Genomic DNA, 20,450 nt, shown 5'->3' with positions numbered 1-20,450 from the left:
CCCCCCGCCATGCGGCCGCCGAACGACTTGCCGCCCGCCCATGGCGCGTGCGGGAGCAGCCCGACCGCCGCAGCCATGACGGCGTGCCAGGTCGCGATCGCACTCCGCGCGGGCTCTGGCTGCCGCTTGCCGGCCTGCGCGTTGGCGAAGCTCGCGCGCAGCACGGCGACGCCCTCGTCGGCGAGCCCGCGCGCGGCGCCCTCCATCCACGGATGCGTCGCCGAACCGCCGGCGCCGTGCAGCAGCACGAGGCTCGCCCACGCGTTCGCGGGGAGGTCGACGATCGCGTCGACGTGCGGCACGGTCGGATGCGCGATCGGCACGGGCACGACGGTGCGGGCGGGCTGCATCCTGCGAGCCTCTCACGCACCTCGCGGCCGCCGTTGCCGGTGGCGGACCCCGGATCGGCAGCCGGACCCGCGGTCTCGGGTCCGGCAGCCGAACTCGGGTCCGCCTGCAGAGTGCCCGCGCGCGCTCGTGCCCGATCCGCGCGGCGCTCCCGCGGGACGAGCGCGCACCGCTCTCCACAGGCCGCCCGCCGAGCCGCACGGGGAGCCGCCGGCCTGCGCGACAGTGCGCCCATGGACCGATCGATCACCGACGAGGCGGAGGAATACCTGCGCAAGCTCCTCGACGCCTGGCTCGTGCCGCTCGCCAACGAGTGCCTGCCCTGCTACATCGACCGCGTGCTCGAGCGCTACGACTGCAACGGAGACCTCTGGATCGCCGGCCACTACCGCGACCTCGTCGCGCCGCGCGCGATCCGCCTCGAGGAGCGGCTCGAGTCGGGCGGCGGCTACTGCGACTGCGAGGTGCTGTGCAACGCCGTGCAGCCCGCGTGGCACCTCTGGTCGACGAGCCGCGAGATCGACGTCGACGGCCGCACGATCGTGCTCGAGGCGGAGCCGCCCGAGAGCATGCCGCCGTGCGCGGGCGTGCGGCGCGGCTCGACCCAGCCGTGCGTGCACTGGCACCGGATGCGTCGGCCGCGCATCCCGTACCGATGAGCCGCGGGGGCAGCCGGGCCCTGCGGTCTCGCGGGCCACCGCAGTAGCGTGGCCGCATGCAGGCGCAGGGGGACAACCGGCTCGCGGCGGCGACGAGCGACTACCTGCGGCTGCACGCCGACAACCCGGTCGACTGGCGCGAGTGGGGCGACGAGGCGTTCGCCGAGGCGCGCGAGCGCGGCGTGCCGGTGTTCGCGTCCGTCGGCTACGCCACGTGCCACTGGTGCCACGTGATGGCGCGCGAGTCGTTCGCCGATCCCGAGGTGGGGGCGGCGCTGCGCGAGGGCTTCGTGGCCGTGAAGGTCGACCGCGAGGAGCGGCCCGATGTCGACGCGGCGCTCATGGGCGCGGCCTCGGCCTTCACGCGCCAGCTCGGCTGGCCGCTCAGTGTCTTCCTCACCCCCGAGGGACTGCCGTTCTACGCGGGCACGTACTTCCCGCCCGAGGCGCGGCAGGGCATGCCCGGGTTCCGCGACGTGCTGGCGGCGGTCGGCACGGCCTGGCACGAGCAGCGGGATGCTGTGGCGGGCACGGCTGAGCAGGTGCAGCAAGCGCTCCGCGACGCGGCGGCGGGCCAGGGCGGCGAGGCGCCCGATGCGACCGCCGTTCGTGCCGCGCTCGCGGCAGTCGCGCGCGCCGAGGACCCGGAGCACGGTGGGCTCGGCACCGGGCAGAAGTTCCCGCAGGCGCCGCTGCTGCTCGCGCTCGTCGACGTCGATCGCGACCTCGCCGGACGGCTGCTCGACGCCGCAGCGGGCGACGACGCCGTGATCGCCGCGGGTGGCTACTCGCACCTGCGCGGCCGCGACGGCGGCTTCTTCCGCTACGCGACGCAGCGCGACTGGTCGGTGCCGCACTTCGAGCGGATGCTCGTCGACAACGCGCAGCTCCTGCACGTCGCGACCCTGCTCGGGCGCGAGACGGTGGCGCGCGGACTCGTCGGATTCCTCCGCGACGTGCTGCGGCTGCCCGGTGGTGCCTTCGCGATCGCCGAGGACGCCGAGTCGACCGTCGACGGCGAGCGCGTCGAGGGCGGCTGGCACCTCGCGCCGCCCGACGCGACCGTCGAGCGGCCGCCGCTCGACCGGCTCGTCGTCACCGCCGCGAACGGCCTCGCGATCGAGGCGCTCGCGGTGCGGGCGCTGCGCGACGGCGACGAGACCGCGCTCGCCCTCGCCCGCGGTGCGGCCGAGCACCTGCTCGAGCTCCACGCATCCGACCCCGCAGCACTCGTCCACGCGAGCCTCGACGGCCGGCCGTCGCCCGCCGCCGCGACCGCGACCGACGCCGGCTGCCTCGCGAGCGGGCTGCTCGCACTCGCGGCCGCCACGGGCGAGGCGCGCTGGGCGATCGCTGCACGGGCGATCCTCGAGGCGGCGCCCGACCCCACCCGCACCTCGAGCGGCGGGCCCGCGCTGCAGCTCGGACCCGACGCCGACGGGGACGCGCCCTCCGGCCAAGCGGCGCTCGCGGGCGCACTCCAGGCGCTCTACGCGCTCACCGGCGATGCCGCGCACCTCGACCGCGCCGCGCGCGTGCTCGACCCGCGGCCCGCGATGCGCAACCCGATCGCGGGCCCCGCGATGCTGCGCGTCGCCGCCCGAATCGCCGAGCCGCCCCGCACGCTCGTGCTCATCGGCGACCCGCCAGCCGCGGTGCGACGGGAACCGGGCGCCTTCGTCGCGACGCCCGAGCAGGCAGCCGAGCTCGCGGCCGCAGGCTTCGCGCTGCTCGAGGGCAAGAGCGCGCCGGCCGCCTACCGGTGCGAGGGCTTCGTCTGCGAGCTGCCGCAGCCGTACTGAGCCTGGCGCGGCCCGCCCGGAGCCGTGGCGTCAGGGCCAGGTCGGCGGCCAGAAGCGCAAGCGGATGAGCTCGGCCGGCAGCGGGATGCCGTAGTAGACGGGCAGGTACCAGGCGGCGACGATGATGCTCGTGACGACCAGCAGCCCGACGATCGACCAGGCGGCCGCTCGCCACTCCACGTCGTCGACGGGCGCATCGTCCGTGGAGGGGAGGGTCGGGTCCACCTCCGCAGCCGCGTCTGCGGCAGCAGCAGCCTCGGACGGGAGCGGGATCGCGGCCGCGACGTCGGCATCGATCGCGGCGACCGCCTCCGCACCGCTCGCCGCGCCGACCGCCGCCGGCCGCCGCGACCGCAGCTGCACGAGCTGCTGCAGCGCGAGCGCGAGCCCGATGATGAGGAACGGCAGGAAGACGATCGCGTAGAAGAAGAAGATCGTGCGGTCGGGGAACAGCAGCCACGGCAGGTAGCCGGCCGCGATCGCGACGAGCAGGAAGCCCGCGCGGCGGTCGAGCGTGCGGCCGAAGTGGAACAGCAGGAAGCCGAGCGCGACGACCGCCGCGTACCAGACGAGCAGGTTGGGGAGCGCGGTGATCCACCACGCGCCATCCTCGACCGCGAGCGTCTTGAAGCCGGTCGGGCGGCCGAGCCACAGCCACTCGATCGCGGGCGACTGGTACGCGTGATCGTTCGTCAGCCCCACATGGAAGCCGAGCTGCTGCGCGTGATACGCCCAGAGCGACTGCAGCCCGAGCGGCACCCACGCGAGCAGCCCGCCCCAGCGCAGGTCGGCGCGCTCGAGCACGAGCTGCGAGCCCCAGCCGCCGTCGAACCAGCCGGCGAAGCTCGCGACGTAGACGACGAGCGCGGGGCCGACGAGCAGCACGAAGCTCGCCGGCGCCTGCGTCAGCAGGGTGCCGATCCACGGGTGCCGGTAGCCGGCGCGACGGCGGTCGAGCGCATCCATCAGCACAATCCAGAGCCCGAAGACCGCCAGGAACGCGGCTCCCGACCACTTCGTCGCGCAGCCGGCGCCGAGCAGCACGCCCGCGACGATGATCCACGGACGGTTCCAGAGGGCGGCGCCGAACCGTCGCGGCCGATCGGCGAGCGCACGGACGGTGCGCGCAGGCGAGCCGCGCCGATCGAGCAGCAGGGCACCGGCGCCGGCGAGCACGAAGACGGCGAGGATGCCGTCGAGCAGCGCCGTGCGGCTCATCACGATCGCGAAGCCGTCGATCGCCATCCAGAAGCCGACGAGCGAGGCGAACGCGACCGAGCGCAGCAGGCCGCGCGCGACCGCGTAGGTGAGGCCGACGAGCGCGATGCCGGCGAGCGCGCTCGGCAGTCGCCACCAGAACGGGTCGGTCATGCCGAACAGCGCCATCGCCATGCCGATGATCCACTTGCCGAGCGGCGGATGCACGACGTAGTCGGCCTCGTCCGAGAGCGCGCCGGGGTCGCCGGCCTCGAAGCGCTCGTTCGCCGTCTCACCCCACTCGCCCTCGTAGCCGAGCTGCCACATCGACCAGCCCTCCTTGACGTAGTACGTCTCGTCGAAGACGAGGAGGTGCGGATGCCCGAGCCCGACGAGCCGCGCGACGGCCGCGAGGGTGAGGATGGCGACGGGCGCGCCGATCTCGATGCGGCGGCGGATGCGCGGCTGGGCCAGGCGCCGCTCGAGCGACCCGTACGCCGCCGTCAGCCGCTCGAGCCGCGGGCGCCTGGCCGACGCGCGGTCCAGGTCGGCGTCGACCGTGGGGTCGGCGTCGCGCTGGATGGTCACGCGGGCGATTCTCGCATCCGCAGCCGCGCCGATCCTGCGGCGCGCCCCGTCCGGCTCGACCGCCGACCAGCGCGGATAGCCTGGACCGCGTGATCATCCTCGGCGCGACGCCCATCGGCAACCTGGGCGACGCGAGCGGGCGGCTCCGCGAAGCGCTCGCGACCGCGCCCATCATCGCGGCCGAGGACACCCGCACGGCCAAGCAGCTCATCCGCGCCCTGGGCATCGAGCTCGGCATCGAGGCGCACCCGCAGCTCGTCGCCCTGCACGAGCACAACGAGGAGGCGGCGTCCCCCGCGCTGGTCGAGCGCGCCCGCGACCAGGACGTGCTCGTGCTCACCGACGCCGGCATGCCGACCGTGAGCGACCCCGGCTTCCGGCTCGTGCAGGCGGCCGTCGCCGCGGGCGTCGCCGTCACGTGCCTGCCCGGCCCCTCGGCCGTGCTCACGGCGCTCGCGCTCTCGGGGCTCCCGACCGATCGCTTCGCCTTCGACGGCTTCCTGCCGCGCAAGGCGGGGGAGCGCGATCGCATGCTCGCCTCCATCGCCCGCGAGGAGCGCACCGTCGTGCTGTTCGAGGCGCCGCACCGCATCGCCGACTCGCTCGCCGCCGTCGACCGCGCCATGCCCGGCCGCCGCATCGCGGTGTGCCGCGAGCTGACGAAGCGGTTCGAGGAGGTGCGCCGCGGCACGGCCGCCGAGCTCGAGCCGTGGGCGAGGGAGGGCGTGAAGGGCGAGATCGTCATCGTCATCGAGGGCGCGACGCCCGTGCTCGCCGACCTGGATGCCGCGGTCGAGCAGGTGCTGCGGCTCAAGTCGGGCGGGATGCGGCTCAAGGAGGCCGCGGCCGAGGTCGCCGAGGCGACCGGGCACCCGCGCAACGCGCTCTACCAGGCGGCGCTCGCGCGTCCCAAGCCCTGATCGACCCGCGGCGTCACACGGAGGAGGGCGACTCCTAGACTGGATCCCATGCCCGAGCGCTTCACCGTCACGACGCCGATCTACTACGTCAACGACGTGCCGCACATCGGGCACGCCTACAACGAGGTGGCGACCGACGTGCTCGCGCGCTGGCACCGGATGCGCGGTGACGACACGTGGATGCTCACGGGCACCGACGAGCACGGCCAGAAGATCATGCGCACGGCCGCGGCGAACGGCGTGAGCCCGCAGGACTGGACCGACCGGCTGGTCGAGACCGCCTGGATCCCGCAGCTCGAGCTGCTGAACATCGCGAACGACGACTTCATCCGCACGACCGACGAGCGCCACAAGATCGGCGTGCGCATCTTCCTCGAGCGCCTCAAGGAGGCCGGGTACATCTACCACGGCGAGTTCGAGGGCCAGTACTGCGTCGGCTGCGAGGAGTACAAGACGCCGAACGACCTCGTGCCCGGCACGGGCGAGTTCGAGGGCCAGCTCGTGTGCGCCATCCACTCCCGCCCGGTCGAGACCGTGCGCGAGGCGAACTACTTCTTCAAGCTGTCGGAGTTCGGCGACCGGCTGCTCGCCCTCTACGACGAGCGCCCCGACTACGTGCAGCCCGAGCACGTGCGCAACGAGGTGCGGCAGTTCGTCAAGCAGGGCCTCAACGACCTGTCGATCAGCCGCAACACGTTCGACTGGGGCATCAAGGTGCCGTGGGACGAGACGCACGTCGTCTATGTCTGGTTCGAGGCGCTGCTCAACTACATCACCGCGAACGGCTACGGCGTCGACGACGAGCGCTTCGAGCGCCGCTGGCCAGCGACGCACATCGTCGGCAAGGACATCGCGCGCTTCCACGCGGTCATCTGGCCCGCGATGCAGATGGCGGCGGGCCTGCCGATCTCCGATCACGTCTTCGGCCACGGCTGGCTGCTCGTCGGCGGCGAGAAGATGTCGAAGTCGAAGGCGACCGGCATCGAGCCGCGCCAGATCACCGAGGTCTTCGGCGTCGACGCGTTCCGCTACTACTTCATGTCGGCGATCGCGTTCGGCTCCGACGGCTCGTTCTCGTGGGAGGACCTCGACGCCCGCTACCACTCCGAGCTCGCCAACGGGCTCGGCAACCTCGCGAGCCGGGTCATCGCGATGGTGCACAAGTACTGCGACGGCGTCGTGCCGGCGGTGGATGCCGACGACGACATCCAGTCGCTCGTGACGGATGCGGTGGGTCGCGCCGACACCGCGATCGACCGGTTCGCGATCGACGAGGCCGTCGACGCCGCGATGTCGATCGTCGAGCGGCTGAACGGCTACATCACCGAGCAGGCGCCGTGGGTGCTCGCGAAGGACGACGCCCAGCGCGACCGCCTCGCGGCGGTGCTCGCCTCGAACGTGCACGGCATCGGCGCCGCGGCGATCCTGCTCGCGCCCGTCATGCCCGAGAGCGCGCAGAAGCTGTGGGCGGCGGTCGGTGGCGAGGGCGACGTGCTCGCGCAGCCGATCCGCGAGGCGCACGCCTGGCAGGGCACGGGCCGCGTGTCGACCGTGCCGCCGCTGTTCCCGCGCATCGAGCAGGCGCAGCCCGCCACCTGACCCGCGGCGTCCGCGGCGCTGCTCCTCGACGAGCGAAGGGGCGTAGTCTCACCGCCATGAGCGAGACCACGCACGAGCGCATCAGCGAGCAGTCGATCGTGCATCGGCGCGAGTTCCAGGCGCCGGCCGCGGTCGTGCAGCGCGCGCACACGACGGCTGAGATCTTCGCGCAGTGGATGGGTCCGCGGGGCTCGACGCTGCGGATCGAGCACTTCGAGGCGCGCACCGGCGGCCGCTTCGACTACACGGTCGAGGCCGGCGGCGACTGGCGCTTCTGGGGCTCGTACCACGAGGTCGTCGACGGGCGCATCGTGCACACGTGGGAGTTCCAGGCGGAGCCCGGCCGCCCGACGCTCGAGGTGCTCGACTTCCGCGACCTACCCGACGGCGGCAGCGTGCTGCAGATCACCTCGACCTACGCGTCGATCGCGGATTGCGACGCGATGGTCGCCTCCGGCCTCGACGGCGGCATGGACGAGGACTTCGCGCGGCTCGACGAGGCGCTCGCCCGGCTCGCCCACTGAGGGCGAGCGGTCGCTAGCCCGCGGGCAGCGTGAGCGTGAACCGGTGCTCGGGCCCGATGACCGCGAGCTGCAGGTCGGCGCTCGTGTCGACGCCCTCCGGCACGGCGATCGCGTAGGTGCGGGCACCGTCGGGCTCGTCGCACGGCTCCGGCCGCTCGATCTGCACGACGATCCGGGTCGGCGACTCGACGACCGGCTCGCCGGCGAACGCCCAGCAGGTGCTCGACGCGGGCAGCGACAGCGCGATGCGCCGAGGCTGCTCGGCCCAGCTCGCCACGGCACCGAGCCGCAGCACGTCGTCGACCGAGGCGCCGCTCTGCTGCGGCAGCCCCGGGACCCCGGGGTCGCCGTCGAGGGCGGTCGGCGTGCTCGAGGCCGACGCATCCGACTCCGATGCCAAGGGCTCCTCGGTGCCTTGTCCCGCGCTCGGCTCGACGCCGTCGCTCGCGGTGGCGGCGGGCGCCGACGCACCTGGTGACGCAGCGCCCGGCGGCGTTGTCGACGCATCCGGACTCGACGGCGCGCTCTCGTCACCGCGGTCCGCCATGGCGCAGCCGGCGGATGCGAGCACCGCCGCGACAGCGACGGGCAGGGCGAGCAGACGGAACATGCCGGGAGGACCTCCAACGGGTATCGCCCCTGGATGGTGTCATCGTCGCCATGGGGCAACCTGGGCGGCGACTCAGGATCCGCCGCACCGCAACGCTCGTAGGCTGGGGCGCATGCCTGCCAGCCACGACGGAACCGCCCCTGCCGCCAGCACCGCCAGCCGCCTCGGCGACGGTCCGCGCGAGACGACGCTCCCCGGCGGGGAGTACATCCGCGAGCGCTTCTCCGACAGCAAGCGCGACATGACGCGGCCGGCCGTGCCCGAGCCGCTCGGCGTGCCGATCTACGACAACCACACGCACCTCGAGATCAAGGACGGCGAGGACTTCCCCTACTGGGCGGCGCTCGACGCGGCCGAGCAGGCAGGGGTCGCCGGCGTCATCCAGGTCGGCGGTGACGTCGAGTCGTCGGAGTGGTCGGTGTCGCTCGCCGAGCAGGATCGGCGCGTGCTCGCGGCGGTCGCGATCCACCCGAACGAGGCGCCCGGCTACGCCGACGCCGGCACGCTCCCCGACGCGCTCGCCACGATCGACGCGCTCGCCGCACAGCCGCGCGTGCGCGCCGTCGGCGAGACGGGGCTCGACTTCTTCCGCACCGGCGACGAGGGCCGCCGCGCCCAGTTCGAGTCGTTCGAGGCGCACATCGAGATCGCGAAGCGGCACGGGATCGCGCTCCAGATCCACGATCGGGATGCGCACGACGACGTCGTCGAGACCCTCCTGCGGGTGGGCGCACCCGACACGACCGTCTTCCACTGCTTCTCCGGCGACGAGCACCTCGCCCGCATCGCCGCAGAGCATGGCTGGTACCTGTCGTTCGCCGGCACCGTCACCTTCTCGAACGCGCGCAACCTGCACGCGGCGCTCGCGGTCGCCGACCGCACCCGCATCCTCGTCGAGACGGATGCGCCGTTCCTGACGCCCGCACCGCACCGCGGCCGGCCGAACAGCCCCTACCTGACGCCCGTCACAGTGCGCTCCATGGCCGAGCGGCTCGGCGTCGACGCCGACGAGCTCGCCGCGGAGACGGCCGAGAACACGGTGCGCGCGTACGGCAGCTGGGACTGAGCGGCCGACGATCGGGCGTGCCGCGAGACGAGCCTGCGGCTACGGCAGCGCGAGCACGTCGTCGGCGGCGAGGGTGAAGACGCCCGGGGTGCCGGTGCCCGTGCCGTCGCTGCTCGCGCCCGTCACCGTCACCTCGACGCCCATCGCGGTGGCCACCGGCTCGGCGAGCACGAACCGCCAGCCGTAGACCTGGCCGTCGGCCGAGCAGTCGCCGCCGGGCGCGGCGTCGAACGAGACCTCGATCGAGGCGGGTCCCGTCACGCGGGCGCCGGTGGGCGTCGGCACGCACGCGGCCGTGCCCGAGCCGCCGAGCACGACGGCGAGCTCGTTGCCGGGCTCGATCCAGTGGACGCGCACGGGCGGATCGGCGCGCAGCAGCTCGAGGTCGGCCTCGGGGAGGTCGGCCTGCGGGATCTCGACCGGCGCACCCGCACCCTCGGGCGGGGTGCCGTCGATGACCGAGGGCTGCGGGTCGGCGGTCGGCCCGCCGACGAGGATGTCGTCGGGACCGAGCTCGACCTCGGTGGTCTCGTCCTCGCCGCGCAGGTTCTCGAGCTGCACCGGCAGCGTCTCGTTCGGGTCGACCGGTGAGCCGAGCTCGAGCTCCCACCCGTGGAGGCGGAAGTCGGCGGTGCACGCGATCGCCGGGTCGGGCGGGTCGAAGCGCACGACGACGCCGGTGTCGTCCTGCTCGGCGGCGTGGGGCTGCGGGATGCAGCCGCCGCCGCCGCCCGAGCCGCCGATCACGACGGCGACGGATGCGCCGACCTCGACCCAGCGCACCGCGTAGCCCTCGTCGCTCACCTCGTCGAAGAGCCCCTCGGCCTGCAGCTGCTCGTCGTCGAGCTCGACGGGCGTCGCGCCGGCCGTGCCTGCGGAGGAGGGCTGCGGCGGGGCCGTGCTCGGCGCGGTGCCCGGTGAGGCGCACGCGGCCAGCAGCGCGGCCGAGCCCGCGAGCGCGACGACGGCGAGCATCCGCCGGCTTCGAGCGGCAGGGGTGCTCGCAAGTGCGGCGGGGATCAGCGGGCGGGTCTCGGATCGGCGCACGGCGGGGTCCTCTCTCGCGAGGATCCTCCTCGCACGTTCTGGCATGTCCAGTCTCTGGCCGAGGTCACACCGGCACGGTCACGATCCGGTCACGTTCCGGCGGGCTCCGCCACCGCATCCTCTCGCAGATCGGTACGCGCGCACTCCCGCCAGCCGCGGCATAGGCTCGACGCGTGAGCATCGACAGCCAGGCCGGCGACCCCCGACCCGGTACCGGCCGGGGCAGCCTCGAGTCGCTGCTGGGGCCGTCCGAGATCCGCGCGCTCGCGTCGACGCTCGACCTGACCCCCACGAAGCGCTGGGGCCAGAACTTCGTCGTCGACGCGAACACCGTGCGACGCATCGTCAAGATCGCGGATGTCGCCGGTCGCGACGTCGTCGAGGTCGGACCCGGTCTCGGGTCGCTGACGCTCGGGCTGACGGAGGTGGGCGCGAGGGTCGCGGCCGTCGAGATCGACCCCCGGCTCGCGGAGCTGCTGCCGCGCACGGTCGGGCGCAAGCAGCCCGATGCGCGGCTCGAGGTCGTGCAGCACGATGCGCTCACGATCGAGTCGCTGCCGTTCGAGCCGCAGGCGATCGTCGCGAACCTGCCGTACAACGTCTCGGTGCCCGTGCTCATCCACCTGCTCGAGCGCTTCCCGACCATCGATCGCGCGCTCGTGATGGTGCAGGCGGAGGTCGGCCACCGGCTCGCGGCGCCGTCGGGGTCGAAGGTCTACGGCTCGCCGAGCGCGAAGGTGGCGTGGTGGGGCGCGTGGGCGCTCGAGGGCGACGTGTCGCGGCAGATCTTCTGGCCGGTGCCGAACGTGGACAGCGTGCTCGTCGGCTTCCGCCGCGGCCCGGAGCGCGGTGACGAGGACCTGCGCCGCCGCACCTTCCGGGTGATCGACGGCGCCTTCGGCCAGCGGCGCAAGATGCTGCGGCAGGCGCTCTCGGGCGTCTTCGGCTCGTCGGCGGCCGCGACCGAGGTGCTCGAGCGCGCCGGCGTCGCCCCGACGCTGCGCGGCGAGGCGCTCGGGCTCGACGACTTCATCCGCATCGCCCAGGCCGCGGCCGACGAGCCTGCCGACCCCCAGGCATCCGGCGACGAGGCATCCGCCGCACCCGAGGCATCCGCGGAGCACTGATGGTCGACCGCATCGATCGGAACTTGGGAGCGGCCGCGATGCGCGCCGCGACCGGTCGCGACCATGAGGCCTGGCGCGACCTGCTGCAGGCGGCGGGCGCGCTCGAGTGGAGCCACCGGCAGATCGCCGACTGGCTCGTCGCCGAGCACGGCGTCGACCCGTGGTGGGCGCAGGGCATCACGGTCGACTTCGAGCAGGACCGCAAGGGCAGGCTGCCCGGTCAGCAGGCCGACGGCTCCTTCTCGGTCGCGCGCTCCCGCAGGGTGCCGGGGAGCGGCTCACGGCGCTCGCGGCCGTGCGCACCGAGATCGAGTCGCGCCACGGGCCCGCGCACGGCGAGAACCTCGCGGCCGCGCGACCGGTCGTGCGGTGGCGGCTCGCCGACGGCTCGCGCCTCGCGGCCGCCGCGCAGCAGCCGAGCGCGACCGGCACGCCTGTGACGCTGACGATCGACAAGCTGCCGGATGCGTCGGCGATGGAGATCGCGAAGCGCGAGCTCGCGGCGATCCTCGACGCCGTCGCCGACTGACGCGTCCGTCGACGGGCGCGTCAGTCGACTGGCGCTCGCGCGTCGAGGTCGGCGACGAGCCGCTTGGGCGCGGTCACGCGGAACGACGCGTCGAGCAGCTCGGCCACCCGCTGCCAGTCCGCCTCGTCGAGGTCGACCGCGACCCATCCGCTCGGCGCGAGGTACGCGGGCTCGATCGCGCCCTCGTCGAGCAGCGCCAGCCGCTCGTCGGGCTCGAGCAGCACGCTCAGGTGGTGCGGGTGCTGCACCCACTCGCCGTCGCGCTTCGTCGAGCAGCCGAAGTAGGCGAAGACCTTCTGCGTGAAGAACGCGGGTCGGCCGTGCGAGACCTTCTCGGCGGCGCCGGGCAGCGCGAGGGCGAGGTCGCGGACGCGCGCGAGCAGGGGGTCGTCGTCGTCGAACATCGGCGGATGCGCCATGGCCGCGAGGGTACGCCCGGGCCCGCTGCGGATGCATCCGTCAGGGAACGCTCGGAGCGCGCACTAGGTTGGTTGCCGTGGCGCAGGGCAGTCGGAGGAGCACGGTGCGGGCGAAGGCGCCCGGGAAGATCAACGTGCACCTGGGGGTCGGCGCGCTGCAGGACGACGGCTATCACGACGTCGCGACCGCCTATCAGGCCGTGAGCCTGCACGAGCTCGTCGAGGCGACCGAGGCCGACGACTTCTCGGTGCGCTTCTCGGGCCCGGTGCCGCACGAGCACCTCTCGACCGGTGCTGACAACCTCGCGATCCGTGCAGCGATGGCGCTCGCGCGCCGCGGACGCGTGACCGGCGGCGTCGCGCTCTCGATCGAGAAGCACGTGCCGATCGCGGGCGGCATGGGCGGCGGCAGCGCCGATGCGGCCGCGACCCTCGTCGCGTGCGACGAGCTGTGGGGGCTGCACCTGGGGCGCGAGGCGCTCCACGAGATCGGCCGCGAGCTCGGCGCCGACGTGCCCTTCGCCCTCGCGGGCGGCACCGCCGTCGGCACGGGCCGCGGCGACCGCCTCACGCCCGCGCTCGCGCGCGGTCAATTCCACTGGGTGCTCGCCTACGCCGAGGCGGGCCTCTCGACGCCCGACGTCTACCGCGCGCTCGACGAGCACCGCGCGATGCACGCCGCCGACATCGCGCCGGCGCACGACGTGCCGACGGTGGATGCGCGCGTGCTGCAGGCGCTCCGGGCGGGCGACGCGTCGATGCTCGCGGAGGTGCTGCAGAACGATCTGCAGGCGCCCGCGCTGCGGCTCATGCCGCGCCTCGCGGGCACGCTCGAGCTCGGGGAGCGCTCCGGCGCCCTCGCGGGCATCGTCTCGGGCTCCGGTCCGACGGTCGCGTTCCTCTGCGACAGCGTCGAGTCGGCGATGGAGGTGCGGGAGCGCCTCGCGGCGGCCCAGCTCACGGCGGTCAAGGTGACCGGCCCGGTGCCCGGCGCCCGCCTGATCGACTGAGCCCACCGCATCCGCCCCCAGCCCGTGCCATGAGTGGCGCCTGCCGCATCTGAGTGGCGCCTCCGGCTCTTGAGTGGCGCCTCCGGCTCTTGAGTGGCGCCTCCGGCACCTGAGTGGCGCCTCCGGCACCTGAGTGGCGCCCGCCGCATCTGAGTGGCGCCTCCGGCATGTGAGTGGCGCTCGCGAGCGCCGGAGCAGTTCATCCGCAGCGCATCCCGACGCCCTTCGGATGCCGAAACTCCGGTGCGCGCGTACGACGCCACTCACACGCGGGAGGCGCCACTCACACGCGGGAGGCGCCACTCACTCGGAGGAGGCGCCACTCACGCATGGGAAGCGCCACTCACCTGCGAGAGGCGCCACTCCTGCGAGAGGCGCCACTCACCTGCGGGAGGCGCCACTCCACTGGCGTGCGGGGCCGCCCCGCGGCGCGGCGCGGACCGCGGGTGCGGGAGGATGGGGGAATGGCTCACCTCTTGGGCGCCGAGCGCGTCGGCGTCGCGTTCCCCACGCGCACCGTGTTCGAATCGATCTCGCTCGGCCTCGAGGACGGCGACCGCATCGGCATCGTCGGCCGCAACGGCGACGGCAAGTCGACGCTCCTGCGCGTGCTCGCCGGTAGCCTCGAGCCCACGAGCGGCCGCGTCACGCGCCGCGGCGGCCTGCAGGTCGGCGTGCTCGACCAGCGCGACACGCTCGACCACGAGATGACGATCAGCGAGGCGATCGTCGGCGACCGACCCGAGCACGAGTGGGCGGGCGACGCGCGCATCCGCGACCTGCTCGCCGGCCTCGTCGGCGACCTCGACTGGCACGGCCGGATCGGCGACCTCTCGGGCGGCCAGCGCCGCCGCGTCGCGCTCGCGCAGCTGCTCGCCGGCGACTGGGATGTGCTGTTCCTCGACGAGCCCACCAACCACCTCGACGTGCAGGGCATCGCCTGGCTCGCCGACCACCTCAACGCGCGCTACGCGACCGGTCGCGGCGCGTTCGTCGCCGTCACGCACGACCGGTGGTTCCTGGATGCGGTCTGCACCGGCACGTGGGAGGTGCACGACCAGGTCGTCGAGCCCTTCGAGGGCGGCTACGCCGCCTACGTGCTGCAGCGCGTCGAGCGCGACCGGATGTCGGCCGCGAGCGAGGCGAAGCGGCAGAACCTCATGAAGAAGGAGCTCGCGTGGCTCCGCCGCGGCGCGCCCGCCCGCACCGCGAAGCCGAAGTTCCGCATCGACGCCGCGACGCAGCTCATCGAGGACGAGCCGCCCGTGCGCGACCCGATCCAGCTCGCGCAGCTCGCGGCGACGCGGCTCGGCAAGGACGTCGTCGACGTGGTCGACGTCTCCGTCGAGCTCGGCGGCCGCACGATCCTCGACGACGTCACGTGGCGCATCGCACCCGGCGAGCGCGCCGGCGTGCTCGGTCGCAACGGCGCCGGCAAGTCGACCCTGCTCGCCCTCATCGCCGGTCGCATCCGCCCGACGACGGGCCGCGTGAAGACCGGCAAGACGGTGAAGATCGCCGAGCTGACCCAGGAGCTCGCCGAGCTCGAGCAGTTCGAGGACGACCCGGTGCGCACCGTCGTCGCCAACCTCAAGTCGAGCTACGCGTCGGGCGGCAAGGAGCTCACGCCGGGGCAGCTGCTCGAGAAGCTCGGCTTCCGCACGGGCGAGCTCTCCACGCCCGTTAGGGACCTCTCGGGCGGCCAGCGCCGCCGCCTGCAGCTGCTGCTGATCCTGCTGGACGAGCCGAACGTGCTCATCCTCGACGAGCCCACCAACGACCTCGACACCGACATGCTCGCCGCGATGGAGGACGTGCTCGACTCGTGGGCGGGTTGCCTCATCGTCGTGAGCCACGACCGCTACCTCATAGAGCGCGTCACCGACCACCAGTACGCGATCATGGACGGCTCGCTCCGCCACGTGCCGGGGGGAGTGGATGCGTACCTCGCGATGTCGGGGAAGGGCTCCGTCGACAAGGCGGCCAAGGAGGCGGCGCAGGCGACGGTCGCCGCGCCCTCGGGGCTCAGCGGCGCCGAGCGGCGCACGCTCGAGAAGGAGGCCGCGAGCCTCGACCGACGGCTCGCGAAGGCGAACGAGCAGCGCAAGGACGTGCTCGACCGCTTCGAGACGGCCGACCACGGCGACTTCGACGTGCTCGCGGCCCTGCAGCGCGAGCTCGCCGAGCTCGACGACAAGATCCGGCACCTCGAGGAGCAGTGGCTCGAGGCGCACGAGGGCCTCGAGGCCTGACCCGCCCCCTGGGTGGTCACGACACGCCGCGGCCGGACGCCTGGGTGGTCACGACACGCCGTGCGCGCACCCAGTGGCACGGCGTGTCGTGACCACCCCACGCGGGAGCGGCACTCGCAGGCGGTTCCACTAGTCTGACGAGAGCCGCGCCCGCCGTGCGCGGCGGGGAAGGGGCACCGATGGCGGAGCAGACGATCCTCGTCGTCGACGACGACCCCGCGCTCGCCGAGATGATCGGCATCGTGCTCGCGGGCGAGGGCTATGCGCTCGAGTACTGCGCCGATGGCGGCGCGGCCGTCGACCGCTTCCACGAGGTGCGACCCGACCTCGTGCTGCTCGACCTCATGCTGCCCGGCAAGGACGGCATCCAGATCTGCCAGGAGCTGCGCGTCGAGTCCGGCGTGCCCATCATCATGCTCACCGCCAAGGGCGACCCCACCGACATCGTCATCGGCCTCGAGGCGGGCGCCGACGACTACATCGTCAAGCCCTTCAACCCGAAGGAGCTCGTCGCGCGCGTGCGCACCCGGCTGCGCCCGCAGCGGCAGGCTGACACGGGCATCCTCAAGGTCGCCGACCTCGAGATCGACGTCGACGGCCATCAGGTGCGCCGCGGCGACCAGCCGATCCCGCTCACGCCGCTCGAGTTCGAGCTGCTCGTCACGCTCGCCTCGAAGCCCAACCAGGTCTTCTCGCGCGAGATGCTGCTCGAGCAGGTCTGGGGCTACCACTACAAGGCCGACACCCGGCTCGTGAACGTGCACGTCCAGCGCCTGCGCTCCAAGGTCGAGCTCGACGTCGACAACCCCGTGGTCGTCACGACCGTGCGCGGCGTCGGCTACCGCGCCGGCGCTCCCCAGGGCTGAGAGGCCTCGTGGCCGCGCGACGCTGGATCTGGGAGCGGGCGACGCGCATCGTGCGGCGCTCCCTGCAGGCGCGCGTCGTCGCGCTCAGCATGCTCCTGTCGACCCTCGCGCTCGTCGGCGTCTTCGGCTACATGTCGGCCTCGGTGGGCGAGAACCTGTTCGAGACGCGCCGCGACGAGGCGCTCCTCGAGTCGGTGCGCGCGACCGCCGGCATGCAGCAGATCTTCGACGAGGCGGTCACGCAGAGCCTCACGAGCGGTGAGGTGGATGCGCTGCAGGACCGCGCGCTCGACGCCGTCACGGGCATCATCTCGTCGCGGGCGAGCACCGAGTACGCGATGGTGCGCGCCGAGGCGCAGCCCGAGACGCTGCTGCAGATGAACGACGTGCAGTCGCAGGGCTTCGACACGACGCTGCTCGGGAGCGAGCTGCGGACCGCCGTCGCCGCATCGGCCGACCTGCCGTACTACCAGTCGGTGCGGCTCGACGCAGAGGCGGGCACGGAGCCCGGCATCATCGTCGGCACGACGGTCGACGTGCCGCTCGCGGGGCGCTACGAGCTCTACCTCGTGACGAGCCTGCAGTCGACGCAGTCGACGCTCGGCTTCATGCAGCTCACGATGATGCTCGGCGGCCTCGCCCTCATCGCCCTCATCGGCGCGATCACGTGGTTCGTGGCGCGGATGGTCGTGGGGCCCGTGCAGGCGGCGGCCGCGTCGAGCGCGCGGATCGCGGCGGGCGAGTACGACGTGCGCATCCCGGTGCGCGGCGACGACGAGATCGCAAAGCTCGGCCGCTCGTTCAACGACATGGCCGATTCCATCTCGCGGCAGATCAGCGAGCTCGCGACCCTCTCGACGGTGCAGCAGCGCTTCGTCTCGGATGTCTCGCACGAGCTCCGCACGCCGCTCACGACCATCCGGCTCGCCGGCGACGTGCTGCACGACCGGCGCGAGTCGTTCGACCCGGTCGCGGGCAGGACGGTCGAGCTGCTGCACGCGCAGATCGAGCGCTTCGAGCAGCTGCTCGCCGACCTGCTCGAGCTCAGCCGCTTCGACGCCGGCGCCGCGCAGCTCGAGGTCGAGCCGACGAACCTCGTGCGCCTCGCGGAGGGCGAGATCGCGGCGGTCGAGCCGCTCGCCGCGGAGCACGGCATCGAGCTGCGGCTCGTCGCGCCCGGCGGCCACTTCGAGGCCGAGGTCGATCCGCGACGCATCCGCCGCATCCTGCAGAACCTGCTCGGCAACGCGATCGACCACGGCGAGGGCAAGCCGGTCGTCGTCACGGTCGACTCGACGCGCGACGCATCGGCGATCGCGGTGCGCGACCACGGGGTGGGCATGACCGAGGAGGAGGCGGCCCGCGTCTTCGACCGCTTCTGGCGCGCCGATCCCTCGCGACAGCGCCGCACGGGCGGCACGGGCCTCGGGCTCTCGATCAGCCGCGACGACGCCGCGCTGCACGGCGGCTGGATCGACGTCTGGTCGCTGCCGGGGGAGGGCACCGCGTTCCGGCTCACGCTGCCGCGCGCCGGCGCACGCGCGGTCGCCTCGCCCATCGAGCTGCCGCCGGCCGACACGCAGGCGATCGTGCTGCCCGTCGAGGAGCCGCACTCGCGGACGGCGCCGGTCGACACCGACGACGTCGGCCTCGCGCTCGTCGACCCAGCGCTCGTCGACCCAGCGCTCGTCGACCCCACCGGTCCCACGACCGTCACGACGCGCACCGCCGCGAGCCCGGCATCGACCCCAGAGGAGACCGACCGATGAGACGAGCCATCGCCGCGGCGCTCGCGGGCGCCGTGCTCGTGCTGACGGGCTGCGTCGCGATCCCCGACTCCGGGCCCGTCCGCGAGGGCGTGGTCGACATGAGCGAGCAGGAGGACGGGCTCGTCTTCCTCGCGCAGGAGCCGGAGGATGGCGCGACGCAGGAGGAGATCATCGTCGGCTTCCTGAGCGCCGGCATCAGCCCCGACGACGGCTTCTCGATCGCGCGCGAGTTCCTCACCGAGACCGAGGCGCAGCAGTGGCGGCCGGGTGCGAACGTGATCGTGCGCGCCGGTCCTCCCGAGGTGTCGTTCGGCAGCGAGACCGAGGCGACCGCGGTCGTCAGCGCCATCTCGGAGGTCAGCGGCACCGGAGCCCTCCAGCGGCCGGCCGGCGACCGCGCGCTGGAGTTCCTGATGCAGCGCGAGGACGGCGAGTGGCGCATCGCCGACGCGCCCGACGGCATCGTGCTGTCGAGCTTCCACTTCGCCGAGCTGTTCCGGGCGCACTCGCTGCACTGGCTCACGCCCGACGGCACGCGAGCCGTGCCGGAGGTGCGCTGGTTCGAGCGCACCGCGACGACCGCGGCGTCGCGCATCATCGACGCGCTGCTCGCCGGGCCGTCCACGTGGCTGTCGCCGGCGGTCGCGACCGCCGCGGCGGCCGAGGCGCGACGCGTCGGCGAGCCGCAGGTCGAGGGCACGAGGATGACCGTCACGATCGACTTCACGCAGGTGCAGCAGATGGGCGCCGTGAGCCTGCAGCCGCTCGCGACGCAGCTCGCGCTGTCGCTGCGCACCGTCGGGGTGCGCGAGGTCGTCGTGCAGGTCGAGGCCCGAGACGGCCTCTCGGCGTCGAGCGCCGACGCCCCGCCGCTCGACGTCGGCAGCGTCGACCAGCGGCCGCTCGTGCTCGACGGCACGTCGCTGCGCTCGCTCGGGGCCGGCGCGTCGACGATCGACGACGTCGGCCCGAGGCTGCAGGCGATCGGCGCGACGAGCTACACGGTCGGCGCCGAGGGCGGGGTCGCGCACACTGGCTCGACCGCCGTGTGGATCGAGGCGGGCGCCGACCCGGTCGTCATCTCGGCCGACACGGCATCCGTGCCGACCGTCGACGACAGCGGCTGGGTCGTGCTGCAGGAGCGCGCGGTGCCGCAGCGGCTGCTCGCGTGGCGCGACGGCGAGCGCGCCGAGCTGCAGCTGCCGCCGAGCCCCGACCGCATCGCGGCGCTCGAGCTCTCGCGCGACGGCTCGCGGCTCGCGGTCGTGACGGTCGGCGGCGACTCGAGCCAAGTGGTGGTGGTGGCGATCGTGCGCGACGCCGAGGGCAGGCCCGTGTCGCTCGGTGAGCCCTACCGGCTGCCGCTCCTCGACGGCGCGGCGATCGACGTCACGTGGTCGAGCCCGACGCAGATCGCGGTGCTCGCGACCGGCGGCGACCAGGCGCAGATCGTCATGCACGTCGTCGGCGGCGACTCCGAGCAGCTGCCCGCGCCGGGCGTGCCCGTGCGGTCGCTCGTGGGCGGCAGCGAGGGCATCTCGACGCTGCGCGCGCTCGGCGACGACGGCTCGCTGCTCGCGCTGCGCGGCCGCGTCTGGACCGCCGCCGACGACCTCGGCCCCATCACGCTCATCGCGACGCAGCAGTAGCGCGGCCCGGCCCGCGCTCCACAGGCGCCCTCCGAGCGCGAGCGCGCGGGCGCATCCCGAGCGCATCATCGCGGCATGCGGATAGGCGTGGGCGCGCAGGCGCGGAGCGCGCTGCGGGAGGCGGCGAGCGTGCTGTGGCCGGTCGAGTGCGCCGGCTGCGGGGCGGCCGACGTCGCGGTGTGCGAGGCGTGCGCCGCGACGCTCCTCGGACCGCTCGTGCGCGAGTCGCTCGACGGGGTGCCGCTGCTCGCCGCGGCCGCCTACGAGGGCGTCGTGCGCTCCCTCGTCGGCGCGTGCAAGGAGCGCGGCGGTCGGCGCGAGGCCCGCGCGCTCGGCGGCGGCCTCGCGCGAGCGGTCGCGGCCGCGCCCGCTGCAGCGCTCGTGCGGGTGCCGTCGAGCCGCAGCGGGATGCGACGGCGCGGGTTCGACCCCGTCGCGCTCGTCGTGCGCGCGGCGGGCCTGCGTGCCG

18 protein-coding genes and 1 pseudogene are annotated in these 20,450 nt (G+C 73.9%); 14 read left to right on the top strand and 5 right to left on the bottom strand.

The genetic code is table 11. From position 1 onward, the window contains the following. Positions 1-350 (bottom strand): annotated as a pseudogene (locus ABD106_RS05425) (alpha/beta family hydrolase); the annotation flags it as partial. A 231-nt stretch (positions 351-581) separates the two neighbouring features. Here ABD106_RS05425 and ABD106_RS05420 point away from each other — a divergent pair. Then, the gene (locus ABD106_RS05420; RefSeq protein WP_343918163.1) at positions 582-1,007 is read left to right on the top strand and encodes a DUF2695 domain-containing protein; all 426 of its coding nucleotides are present in this window, start codon (positions 582-584) and stop codon (positions 1,005-1,007) included. A 56-nt stretch (positions 1,008-1,063) separates the two neighbouring features. After that, a complete protein-coding gene (locus ABD106_RS05415) occupies positions 1,064-2,809 on the top strand; it encodes a thioredoxin domain-containing protein (protein WP_343918161.1) in 1,746 nt (581 codons plus the stop codon). A gap of 30 nt (positions 2,810-2,839) precedes the next feature. Here ABD106_RS05415 and ABD106_RS05410 read toward each other — a convergent pair whose 3' ends face one another. Further along, complete coding sequence (locus ABD106_RS05410) at positions 2,840-4,594, bottom strand: dolichyl-phosphate-mannose--protein mannosyltransferase (protein ID WP_343918159.1); 1,755 nt, start codon at positions 4,592-4,594, stop codon at positions 2,840-2,842. Positions 4,595-4,683: 89 nt separating this feature from the next. Between ABD106_RS05410 and rsmI the strand changes: the two genes are divergently transcribed. The 3 genes from rsmI to ABD106_RS05395 are packed head-to-tail and all read left to right on the top strand — an operon-like array spanning position 4,684 to position 7,637. Next, entirely contained in the window at positions 4,684-5,514 is an 831-nt protein-coding gene (gene rsmI / locus ABD106_RS05405; protein WP_343918157.1) for a 16S rRNA (cytidine(1402)-2'-O)-methyltransferase, read from the top strand. 48 nt (positions 5,515-5,562) lie between these two features. Further along, a complete protein-coding gene (gene metG / locus ABD106_RS05400) occupies positions 5,563-7,113 on the top strand; it encodes a methionine--tRNA ligase (RefSeq protein ID WP_343918155.1) in 1,551 nt (516 codons plus the stop codon). A gap of 56 nt (positions 7,114-7,169) precedes the next feature. After that, entirely contained in the window at positions 7,170-7,637 is a 468-nt protein-coding gene (locus ABD106_RS05395) for an SRPBCC domain-containing protein (protein WP_343918153.1), read from the top strand. 13 nt (positions 7,638-7,650) lie between these two features. On the opposite strand, the gene ABD106_RS05390 is transcribed toward ABD106_RS05395, so the two are convergent. Further along, positions 7,651-8,247, bottom strand: a complete 597-nt coding sequence (locus ABD106_RS05390) for a hypothetical protein (RefSeq protein ID WP_343918151.1) — start codon at positions 8,245-8,247, stop codon at positions 7,651-7,653. 241 nt (positions 8,248-8,488) lie between these two features. Here ABD106_RS05390 and ABD106_RS05385 point away from each other — a divergent pair, with 241 nt between their 5' ends. Then, positions 8,489-9,313, top strand: a complete 825-nt coding sequence (locus tag ABD106_RS05385) for a TatD family hydrolase (RefSeq protein WP_343918793.1) — start codon at positions 8,489-8,491, stop codon at positions 9,311-9,313. Between the two features lie 39 nt (positions 9,314-9,352). Here ABD106_RS05385 and ABD106_RS05380 read toward each other — a convergent pair whose 3' ends face one another. Further along, a complete protein-coding gene (locus ABD106_RS05380; RefSeq protein ID WP_343918149.1) occupies positions 9,353-10,288 on the bottom strand; it encodes an RNA-binding protein in 936 nt (311 codons plus the stop codon). Positions 10,289-10,539: 251 nt separating this feature from the next. Here ABD106_RS05380 and rsmA point away from each other — a divergent pair, with 251 nt between their 5' ends. Together rsmA and ABD106_RS05370 are read left to right on the top strand one after the other, a co-directional pair. Then, complete coding sequence (rsmA, locus tag ABD106_RS05375; RefSeq protein ID WP_343918791.1) at positions 10,540-11,487, top strand: 16S rRNA (adenine(1518)-N(6)/adenine(1519)-N(6))-dimethyltransferase RsmA; 948 nt, start codon at positions 10,540-10,542, stop codon at positions 11,485-11,487. 295 nt (positions 11,488-11,782) lie between these two features. Next, complete coding sequence (locus ABD106_RS05370) at positions 11,783-12,016, top strand: hypothetical protein (protein WP_343918147.1); 234 nt, start codon at positions 11,783-11,785, stop codon at positions 12,014-12,016. A gap of 20 nt (positions 12,017-12,036) precedes the next feature. Here ABD106_RS05370 and ABD106_RS05365 read toward each other — a convergent pair whose 3' ends face one another. Continuing rightward, positions 12,037-12,435: an MmcQ/YjbR family DNA-binding protein gene (locus tag ABD106_RS05365; RefSeq protein WP_343918145.1), complete on the bottom strand. Its 399-nt coding sequence runs from the start codon at positions 12,433-12,435 to the stop codon at positions 12,037-12,039. Between the two features lie 77 nt (positions 12,436-12,512). Between ABD106_RS05365 and ABD106_RS05360 the strand changes: the two genes are divergently transcribed. The 6 genes from ABD106_RS05360 to ABD106_RS05335 all read left to right on the top strand — a co-directional run. Next, positions 12,513-13,445, top strand: coding sequence for a 4-(cytidine 5'-diphospho)-2-C-methyl-D-erythritol kinase (locus ABD106_RS05360; protein WP_343918143.1), 933 nt, complete (start codon positions 12,513-12,515; stop codon positions 13,443-13,445). A gap of 464 nt (positions 13,446-13,909) precedes the next feature. Next, positions 13,910-15,697, top strand: coding sequence for an ABC-F family ATP-binding cassette domain-containing protein (locus ABD106_RS05355; RefSeq protein ID WP_343918141.1), 1,788 nt, complete (start codon positions 13,910-13,912; stop codon positions 15,695-15,697). A gap of 179 nt (positions 15,698-15,876) precedes the next feature. After that, positions 15,877-16,563, top strand: coding sequence for an MtrAB system response regulator MtrA (gene mtrA / locus ABD106_RS05350; protein WP_343918139.1), 687 nt, complete (start codon positions 15,877-15,879; stop codon positions 16,561-16,563). Between the two features lie 8 nt (positions 16,564-16,571). Then, positions 16,572-18,332, top strand: a complete 1,761-nt coding sequence (gene mtrB, locus ABD106_RS05345) for an MtrAB system histidine kinase MtrB (RefSeq protein ID WP_343918137.1) — start codon at positions 16,572-16,574, stop codon at positions 18,330-18,332. Further along, entirely contained in the window at positions 18,329-19,981 is a 1,653-nt protein-coding gene (locus tag ABD106_RS05340; protein WP_343918135.1) for an LpqB family beta-propeller domain-containing protein, read from the top strand. Before mtrB ends, ABD106_RS05340 begins: the two co-directional genes overlap by 4 nt. A 75-nt stretch (positions 19,982-20,056) precedes the next feature. Beyond that, a partial coding sequence (locus ABD106_RS05335; RefSeq protein ID WP_425545724.1) for a ComF family protein occupies positions 20,057-20,450 on the top strand: 394 nt, incomplete at its 3' end.

Source organism: Agrococcus citreus, assembly GCF_039527715.1.
GTDB classification, from domain to species: Bacteria; Actinomycetota; Actinomycetes; order Actinomycetales; family Microbacteriaceae; genus Agrococcus; species Agrococcus citreus.
Note: the sequence above shows the minus strand (reverse complement) of the source record. Positions and strands in the feature narration are given on the sequence as shown.